This is a genomic window from Prosthecobacter sp. (genome assembly GCF_029946185.1).
GTDB lineage: Bacteria > Verrucomicrobiota > Verrucomicrobiia > Verrucomicrobiales > Verrucomicrobiaceae > Prosthecobacter.
In genome coordinates this window covers 18,137-27,806 of sequence record NZ_JAQSEA010000193.1, presented here as the reverse complement: position 1 = coordinate 27,806, position 9,670 = coordinate 18,137, and the positions used below count along the sequence as shown (strand labels likewise).

At 59.3% G+C, this 9,670-nt stretch carries 8 protein-coding genes; all 8 read left to right on the top strand.

All coding sequences use genetic code 11. The features are described 5' to 3' along the window. Nucleotides 1-2,023 (top strand): sialidase family protein (locus PSV43_RS16615; RefSeq protein ID WP_300199774.1); only part of this gene is annotated, 2,023 nt, incomplete at its 5' end. Nucleotides 2,024-2,066: 43 nt separating this feature from the next. Then, on the top strand, nucleotides 2,067-2,999 hold the full coding sequence (locus PSV43_RS16610; protein ID WP_300199771.1) for a bile acid:sodium symporter family protein: 933 nt from the start codon (nucleotides 2,067-2,069) through the stop codon (nucleotides 2,997-2,999). Nucleotides 3,000-3,001: 2 nt separating this feature from the next. Further along, nucleotides 3,002-4,189, top strand: a complete 1,188-nt coding sequence (locus PSV43_RS16605; RefSeq protein WP_300199766.1) for an aminoglycoside phosphotransferase family protein — start codon at nucleotides 3,002-3,004, stop codon at nucleotides 4,187-4,189. Further along, the gene (locus PSV43_RS16600) at nucleotides 4,186-4,899 is read left to right on the top strand and encodes an aldolase/citrate lyase family protein (RefSeq protein WP_300199763.1); all 714 of its coding nucleotides are present in this window, start codon (nucleotides 4,186-4,188) and stop codon (nucleotides 4,897-4,899) included. Before PSV43_RS16605 ends, PSV43_RS16600 begins: the two co-directional genes overlap by 4 nt. 53 nt (nucleotides 4,900-4,952) lie before the next feature. Next, nucleotides 4,953-5,354, top strand: coding sequence for a YlbF family regulator (locus tag PSV43_RS16595; protein ID WP_300199760.1), 402 nt, complete (start codon nucleotides 4,953-4,955; stop codon nucleotides 5,352-5,354). Between the two features lie 13 nt (nucleotides 5,355-5,367). Continuing rightward, on the top strand, nucleotides 5,368-6,273 hold the full coding sequence (locus tag PSV43_RS16590) for a DUF4886 domain-containing protein (protein ID WP_300199757.1): 906 nt from the start codon (nucleotides 5,368-5,370) through the stop codon (nucleotides 6,271-6,273). A gap of 36 nt (nucleotides 6,274-6,309) precedes the next feature. Continuing rightward, nucleotides 6,310-8,355, top strand: coding sequence for an FAD-dependent oxidoreductase (locus tag PSV43_RS16585; RefSeq protein ID WP_300199754.1), 2,046 nt, complete (start codon nucleotides 6,310-6,312; stop codon nucleotides 8,353-8,355). A 4-nt stretch (nucleotides 8,356-8,359) separates the two neighbouring features. Next, a complete protein-coding gene (locus PSV43_RS16580; protein ID WP_300199752.1) occupies nucleotides 8,360-9,628 on the top strand; it encodes a polysaccharide pyruvyl transferase family protein in 1,269 nt (422 codons plus the stop codon). Nucleotides 9,629-9,670: the final 42 nt, after the last annotated feature.

The following is a 9,670-nucleotide window of genomic DNA, read 5'->3' as shown; positions in this document are numbered from 1 at the left end:
GGCGCTGGAGTGCATGATCACCGAACTCAAAGATGGCCGCCTCTGGCTGCTCACCCGCACCGGCGGCGGCTTCCTATGGGAAAGCCATTCGTCAGACAAAGGCCGCACCTGGACCGAGGCCAAAGCCAGCACCATCCCAAATCCCGGCTCCCGCTTCTTCATCCGCCGCCTCGCCTCTGGCAATCTGCTGCTCGTCAACCATCACGGCTTCACCGGACGCACCCGCAGCCACCTCACGGCCCAGCTCTCCACCGACGATGGTAAGACCTGGAACGACGGCATCCTGCTCGATGACCGCACCAGCGTCTCCTACCCCGATGGCGTACAGGATCGCGATGGCCTCATCTGGATCACCTATGATCGCGACCGCCAGGGCGATGGCGAAATCCTCCTCGCACAGTTCCGCGAGGAAGACGTCGCCGCTGGCAAGAACACCTCTGGTGCGGTCACTTTGAAGCAGGTCATCAGCAAGCTCGAAAAGCCTCAGATCGTGCCCGCCAAGTGGGACCCCGCTCTCGCTGGCGACACTGTCATGCAGCGCCTCGTCAACACCTCCGCACCTCACGTAAAAGGTGCCCATGATGCCGAGTTCGTCTGTGTCGGCGAACGCGCCTACATCGTTACCGAAGCAAACGATGTGCGGGCAGGGGAGAGCGCAGGGTGGCCAGAGATTTATGCCACGCTGTCCATCGTAAACCTGAAAACACTCGCGCTGGAACAAGTGATCGACTTCGCGAAAAGCGAGCAGCAGTTTGAAAACGAAAACCTGCCCGTCGGCGCATGCTTTGTGCCGCGCATCCTCCAGAAGGACGCCAGCACCCTGCGCTGCTACTTCACCAGCGAAGATCCCGGCAAGCGCCAGTCGCAGATGTGGTTCCGCGACTTCGATCTCAAGTCCGGCGAGTTCGCACCGACGATCCACAAGGCAAAGCTGAAGACCTCAGCAGGCACCTTTGATTTCCAGCCACAGTATTTTCATGCCGACGCCGCAGCTCAGGGCTTTGCCAGGAAAGCCGCAGATTCAGCCTTCTTCATCTTTGATTCGTTCAAAAAGTTCGATGGCAAAACCTACGTCGCGCTGAACAACTTCAGCAGCAAACAAAACGCGCTGGCGCTGGTGCATGAAGATCTCGCCACCTTTGAAGTACTCGGCCACTTCAATGAACCGCAGACCGAGGCCTTGAGCGAATCAGCCGTGAATCGTCTGCCAGATGGCACCTGGATGGCGATCTGCCGCAACGACAAGGGCAACTACCACTTCACCACCTCCCCCGATGGCAAAACATGGAGCGTGGGCAAACCGTTGCCCATCGTGCCAAATGGAGCGAACTCGAAGCCAACCTTCGACAAGTTCGGCGGCATCTATTACCTCGGCTGGCAGGAGTCCACCCGCATTCAGGGCGTGAGCCGCAGCGTGTTCAATGTGGACGTCTCCCACGATGGCAAAACATGGGAGCGCAAATACCGCTTCGAGACGCCAAAGTCCTTCCAATACCCCACCTTCCACAAACATGACGGCGTGATCTGGCTCGTCGTGACACAGGGCGACAAAGATCAGAGCCGCAAAGAGCGCATTATGTTCGGCAAACTTGAGGACATCGGAAAGTTCGAGCCGCAGGCAGATCAAAAGCGCATCATATGGCCTCCACCCCTACCGGAGGAGGTCGCAGTGATGAAGCCGGGCGCGAAGCTCTTCACCGATCGCGCATACGTGATCGAAGCCATACCGGAACAGGTCAGCGGCCTGCCGTTCCTGCGCACGAGCATCGAAAAAATCGACGTGGAGATCACGCAGCCCGGCACGCTCTACGCCCTCACACCGACACTGCGTCCCAAGGCCGCGTGTCAGGCGGAAGCCCTTACAAGTGCAGGCTTCACAAAAGTGGCTGCACCGGAGGTCCAGCTATTCCCCGGCGAGATCAATCGCGTGAGCCTGTATCGCAAAGAAGTGCAGGTAGGCGAACAACTGCACTTCAAGAAGCTGGTGCTGTTAATCACCGGCCCCGGCACGGCACTTCGCTAAGTTCATCCTTGAGCACCGTCACTCCCACCTGCTATCACCGCACATGACCCGCTTCTTCAACTGGTTTAACAATCTCTATCCCGTGTGGCTCGTGAGCCTCGCGATCATCGCGTTCTTCAAGCCGCAGACCATGCTGTGGTTCGACAAGCCTTGGATTTTCTGGTCGCTCGCCGCCTCAATGCTCGGCATGGGGCTCACACTGAGCCTTGCTGATTTCAAGGCCATCGCCCGCATGCCCGGATGTGTGGCTCTGGGCTTCGCCGCGCAGTACACGATCATGCCTCTCATCGGCTGGCTGATTGCCACCGTGTTGAAACTGGAGCCCGGACTCGCGGTGGGCATCATCCTCGTGGCGAGCTGTCCCGGCGGCATGGCATCCAACATGATCAGCTACCTCGCCCGGGCGAATGTCGCGCTGTCCGTGGTGCTCACCATCGTATCAACAATGCTGGCCTTCTTTTTTACACCCATGTGGACCCAAGCGCTGGCCGGAAAATACGTGCCAGTGGATGCCTGGGGCCTGTGCCTCTCGGCGTTGCAGCTCACCGTCGCTCCCATCGTGTTGGGCGTGCTCATTCGCTGGAAGCTACCACGCACCGCCGACAAAATCGGCGCCTGCGGTCCCACCATCGCCGTGCTGGCCTTCACACTCGTGAGTGGCGGCATCGTAGCCGCCAGCGCCGAGGCCATCGCTTCCAACTTTGGTCGTCTGGCACTCGCCGCCTTCCTGCTGCATGTCGTTGGCTTCTTCGTCGGTTACTGCATTCCCAAAGTGCTGCGTTATCCTGAATCGATCGCTCGCACAGTCAGCATCGAGGTGGGCATGCAAAACGGCGGCATGGCCGCCGCGCTCGCCCGCGAGCATTTTCCCACCATGCCACTTGCCGCCGCCGCCTCGGTCTTCAGCGGTGTCATGCAAAACATCGTCGGCGGTTTCATTGCCTCCTGGTGGAAGCGCCGCAAACCGGAGTCATAATCATGAGCCGACGTAACATCTACTACTGGAAATGCGACCGCCCCGCAGCCTTTCACGGCACTCAGACACGTGGTGAAGCCGATGCTCAAATCGAGCAGCAACTGCGCGAGGCCTTGCAGCAGCATTTCGATACCCAAGCCGTCGCCCTGAGCGCGGGAGCCGGCCAGGGCAATCACCTCACCTGGAATGCTCAAATCAACGGCCTGCCGATGTTCCTCCGCGTCGAAAACGGCCCCGAGCAAGACGCACATCTGGCCATTGAATCGGCATTACTGGAGCACGTGCGCGCCGTCGGAGTCCCCACGCCGCGAGTCCATGCCTGCGATGCCACACGCACTCGCGTCCCCTTCGCCTGGCAGGCACTCGAACGCATCTCCGCACCTGATCTCAATCACTGGCATAAACAAGCTCGCCTCGATGTGCCCCGCATCGCTTTCGACATCGGCGCGGCAGTGGCGCATTGGCAGCAGATCACACTGCCAAATTTCGGAGCGCTCGAAGACACAAACGTAGGACGGGTGTGGCGACAGCCCGCCCGTCTGCTTGTCGGCACCGAGAGTTCGGGCGGGTCGGCGATGGCCCCCCCTGCGTTAGCGGAGCGTTCTTCATCAAACGCACCCACCCTAAGCGGCTATCACGCCACCTACGCCGACTACTTCCATCTCCGACTCGATCAACACCTCGCCTTCCTCGTCACCCACGGTTTCCTCACCCAGCCGCAGCGCGATGAAATCCTCGTCGAGATCGAACATCACCAATCACTCCTCCACCTCGACACCGGCTGCTTCGTCCACAAAGACCTCGCCCTCTGGAACATCCTCGGCACCGAAACCCAAATCGCCGCCTTCATCGACTTCGATGACGCCATCAGCGGCGACCCCATGGACGACCTCTCCCTCCTCGCCTGCTTCCATGACGCTGCATTTCTCAGCCAGGCTTTCGCAGGCTACCAAACCATCCGCGCCTTGCCCACAGATCACCTGCGCCGCTTCTGGCTGCACCTCCTGCGTAACATGATCGTCAAAGCCGTCATCCGCGTCGGTGCCGGTTACTTTGACCGGGACGACGGCTTCTTCCTCATCTCCTCCGGCACCTCCGGCCAGTCACTCCGCGCATTCACCCTTTCACGCCTGAACCTGGCCTTGCAAGGTTTGCGCAACTCCAGCAGCATCGACATTCTTCGACCATGAAATCCCACATCGGCACCTTCCTCTCCATCGGCTCGCCTGCCGTCACCGAACTCGCTGCCGAATGCGGCTTTGACTGGGTCTTGATCGACCTCGAACACGGCTGCGAATCCGAAGCGGCATTGCCAAATCAACTGCGTGCCCTCCGTGGCAGCGACATCATCGCCATCGTGCGCGTCAGTGCCCCGCACCCCGACCTGATCGCCCGCGTGCTGGACTGGGGCGCACAGGGCATCATGATCCCGCATGTAAACACCGCCGCAGAGGCGCGGCATTGCGTGGACGCAGCATCCTATCCCCCCGTCGGCCATCGCGGTGTATCGCGCACCGTCCGTGCCTACGGCTACGGCATGCGACTTCCAGACGGCGCGATGCCCAAACCAATCATCCTCGCCCAAATCGAAACCGCCGAAGCGGTGGCGAATGCAGAGCAAATCGCCGCTGTGGAGGGCATCGACGCGCTCTTCATCGGCCCCGCCGATTTGTCCTTCGATCTCAAGGCGCAGCAGTCCCCGCACAGCTACGACGACTGCGTGGACAGCATCGTCAAAGCAGCCAAGGACCACAGTAAAGGCTGCGGTATCCTCGTGCGCCATGCCGATGACAAAGAGAAACTCAAAGCCCTGGGCTTCACCTGGATCGCCATGGATTCCGACCTCTCCCTCGTGCGTGAGGGCTTCAAGCGCAATCTCGCTGCGGCGCGAGCATGGTAAATAGTCCGACTTTTCCCTTTGAATCGGCTATTCCGGCCTAACTTCGCAACCCCATGAACGCATCCCCCCAAATCAAATCCAAGATCGTCGAACTGTGCGAAATCCTCGTGGCCGACAGCGAAGTGAAAAATGCCCGCGAAAAAGCGGAAGCCTTCCTCGCCAATGAATCGGCAGTCTCACTCTATCGCGAGATGGCCACTCTCGGCCGCGCCTTGCACCAGAAGCAGCACAACGGCGAAGAGCCCACTGGCGATGAAGTCTCCCGCTTCACCGAACTGCAGGACCAGTGCGATGCCAACACCGCCATCCTCAGCTTCATCGAGGCCCAGGACGTTCTGCGCGGCATCGCCGAAGTGGTGACCAGCTTCGTCGGCAAAAGCCTCGAGCGCGGTGAAGTCCCTGCCGAAGCCGAAGTGTTCTCCAAAGGCTGTGGCGAAGGCTGCGGCTGCCACTAACCACAGGCTGCCTATGAAAGCGTTCGCTCTGATCGCTGCCCTGCTGTTTTGCGCCTCGTCCTTCGCGGGCGAGGCCAAAACGGTGAAGCTTCTCACCATCGGCAACAGCTTCTCGGCCAATGCCACGCATTACCTTGGCGATCTCGCGAAGGCGGGCGGGCACACCCTGATTCATCAGCCCCTCGTCATCGGCGGGGCCTCGCTGCAGGTGCACGCCGACAAAGCGCAGAAACATGAAGCAGCCCCGAAAGACAAGGCTGGCCTCTACACGAACGGGCGAGGTCTGAAGGAAAACCTCGAACTGCAAAAGTGGGACTACGTTACCATCCAGCAGGCCAGCATCAAGAGCCACGACTTCACCACCTATCAGCCCTATGCCGGCTGGTTGCGCGACTACATCACCAAACACGCGCCGCAGGCAAAGCTGCTCGTGCATGAAACCTGGGAGTATCGAAAAGATGACCCGCGCTTCATCAAGCCGGGTGAACCCCAGTCGCAGGAGGAAATGTACATCGGCCTGCGCGCGGCCTATGAAAAAATCGCGGCAGAATTCAACGCCCGCATCATCCCGACCGGCGCTGCTTTCCATCTCGCGGACACCGATCCGAGCTGGGCCTATCAAACCGACACCTCCTTCAATCCCAAAGCCGCCAAACAGCCCGAGTTGCCGAATCAGACACACTCACTGCACGTCGGCTGGCGCTGGGCCAAGCCCAAAAACGGCGGCAAAATAGCCCTCAGCATGGACGGTCATCACGCCAACATGGCCGGCGAATATCTCGGTGCCTGCGTCTGGTATGAAGTCCTGTTTGGCGAGAGCGCCGTGGGAAACACCTTCATCCCCAAAGGCCTCGATCCAAAAGATGCGGCCTATTTGCAAGACACCGCACATCGGGCTGTGGTCGAGCGGATAAAATAATGTCCAAAATGCGGCCGGTGAATCCTTGTGAAAATCATGACAAGATTCACCACCCTGTTCTTCGCCCTCAGTTTGTCTGCCCATGCCGCTACGGAAGCGGATGTCATCGTGTATGGAGCCACGCCGGGTGGATTCTGTGCGGCTATAGCCGCAGCCCGTGAAGGCGCATCCGTCGTCCTGCTAGAACCAACGGATCACGTCGGCGGGGTAAACACCGGCGGTCTGTGTTTCAGCGACTCCAATCAAACCGTGCGCAGCACCGTGCTGGGCTTGTTCGAGGAATGGCATACGCGCATCGAACAAGACTATCAGCTGCGCAGTATCGAACTGCCTTACAAGGTGAACGAGAAGGATCACAAACACTGGACCTATGAACCGCATGTGGCGGCAAAGATCACACGGCAGATGCTGGATGAAGCGGGCGTGAAGGTGCTGACAAAGCGGGTATTGAAATCGCTGACGAAAGACGGCACGCACATCACCAAACTCACGACAAGCGACGGCGACTTTGCCGCCAAGGTCTTCGTCGATGGCACCTATGAGGGCGATCTGATGGCCGCCGCCGGTGTGAGCTGGACGATTGGCCGCGAAGGGCGGCAGGAATTCGGCGAGCCTCTTGCAGGCAAGCATTACTCGAAGGCCAAGATGATGATCTCCGGTCTCGATGCCACAGGCAAGCCCCTCCCCCTCATCACCACGACGGATGCTGGACCAGACGAGGCCGGTGACAAAAACGTGATGGTTTACAGCTTTCGTCTTTGCGTGACGAAAGACCCCGCAAACCGCGTGCCGTTTCCACAACCTGCGCAATATGACCCGGCACGCTTTGAAGTCGTGCGGCGCTACTTCGCGCAGGAAAAGCGGCCTCATCTGCTCTGGGATCTGTATCCGCTGCCTGGCAACAAACTCGACGCGAACAATGGCATCGGTAAACAGTTCTCCATGGGCCTCGTCGGTGCCTGCAATGGCTGGAGCGAAGCGGACCAGGCCGGACGCGCAAAAATCTGGGAGGCGCACAAACAGTACACGTTGGAGTTTTACCACTTCCTCATCACCGATCCCGCCGTGCCAGAGCCACTGCGCCAGCAGATGGCCGAGATCGGTCTCTGCCGCGATGAGTTCCCTGCCCACGACCACTGGTCGCCCCAGCTCTATGTGCGCGAAGGGCGGCGCATGATCGGTGAATACATCGTCTCGCAGAAAGACATCATGGACGATCCCAAAAAGGACGACCCCATCATCGTCTCATCCTTCCCCATCGACTCGCACGACTGTCAGCGCGTGGGCACGCAGGACATGGTCACAGATGAAGGCACCATCATGCCGGTCCGCATGGATGGAAGGCGGCATGGCTATCCGTATCATATTCCTTATCGTGCCATCACTCCTAAGGCCGGTGAGTGTGACAACCTGCTCGTCCCCGTGGCGCTCTCCTGCACGCATGTGGGAATCTCCTCGATCCGTGTGGAACCGACGTGGATGATCCTCGGCCAGAGCGCGGGCATTGCCGCCGCTATGAGTGCGAAGCAAAAAATCGCCGTGCAAAAGCTGCCTTACCCCGCATTGCGTGAGCGGCTGCTGGCGCAGAAACAGGTGCTCGAATTGCCCGTGCTGCCAGATGTTCCGCCCGAAGCAAAGGGGGCGATGAACGTTGATCCGAAAACCCTGCCAGGCATCGTGCTCGATGACACCCAGGCGGAACTCCAAGGCCAGTGGAGCCGCTCCTCTGGCTTTAAGCCCCACATCGGCACCGGCTATCTCCATGATGACAAACGCGCTGATGGCCAGTCCATCGCCATCTTTCGCTGCAAAGCTCCCAAGACAGGCCTCTATGAAGTGCGCATGGCTTATTCACCCCATGAGACACGCGCGACAAAGGTGCCCGTGACCATTCAATGCAGCGGCCGCAAGACCGAGATCACTGTTGATCAAACGCAGGCTTTGGCTGCCGGGGAGGCGTTTCGCACCATCGGCAGTGTTCAGCTTGATGGAGGTGTCGAAACCGTCATCACCATCAGCAACACCGCCACCGACGGCTTCGTCATTCTGGATGCGCTGCAACTCCTCGAAACCAACCCCTGATCCCATGCCTACCCGCCGCCACTTCATCGCCTCCGTCACCGCCGCGCTTGGCGGTTCTGTATTCGCCGCCGATGGCAAGCCGAAGACCATTGTCCTCCAATCCGCGTGGGACACCGTGAACATTGGCGACATCGGCCACACGCCGGGTACGCTGCATGTCATAGAAAAACATCTGCCTGAGGTGAAGGTGGTGCTGTGGGCAATGAAGCTGGATGAACGCGTCACCGCGATGCTCAAGACCCGCTTTCCGAAGGTGGAAATCCTCCAGGGCAACCTCTTCAAAAAGGGTGAAGGCGATCTGAAATTGCAGGAAGCCGTGAAGAACTGCGATCTGTTCATTCGCAACTCCGGCATGGGCCAGGACATCAGCTTCATGCAGTTCTGCCACAAAGCCGGCAAGCCGTATGGGCTCTTCGGGCAGTCATATTTCCCCTCCATGATCGAAGGCAAAGGCGCAGAAGAGCGTATCGCCTTGCTGAACGCTGCGTCATTCATCTACACCCGCGAAACGAAGACGCTGAGCATCCTCAAAAGCGGCGGCATCAAGACCTCCGTGCTCGAATTCGGCCCGGATGGCTGCTTCGGCATCGACGTGCACGATGACGTGCGCGGATTGGCGACCATGAAAAAACTCGGGCTGGAGGAGAGGAAGTTCATCACCCTGCAACTGCGCACCAACACGGCGAAGCTGCCCGGCGTGGACGACAGCCGCACCCCGAAACTCAATCCGCTGCATCCCACCCCTGAGCAGATCGCCGATGATGAACGCCGTGCGGCGAAGTATCGGGAGCTCGTCACGTTGTGGGTCAAGAAGACCGGCCACAAAGTCCTCATTGCTCCCGAAGTGAAGAAGGAGATGGAGCACAACAAGCGCCTCATCCACGATCCCCTGCCGCCAGAGATTCAAAAACACGTGGTGAATCTCGAGTGCTTCTGGAACGTCGATGAAGCGGCCTCCATCTTTGCGCGGGCCCACACCATCGTCTGCCACGAGCCGCATTCGCCCATCATCGCGCTGGCGAACGGCACGCCAATCATCCACACCTACTCCGAGTTTCATTCGCCGAAGTGCTGGATGTTCCAGGACATCGGTCTGGGCGAATGGCTGCTGGAAATGGACGAAACACCTGCCAGCAAAATGGCGGAGACGCTCTTCGCCATCAATGCCGACTACCCTGCTGCCCAGGCTAAAGTGAAGAAGGCCATGGCTTATGTGCACGAGTGCTTCAGCAAATCGATGCAACATGTGAAGGGTATTCTCGACAAGGCGTGATGAATTGACGACAAAAAATCGGGATGGGGATCGTTAGAAAGC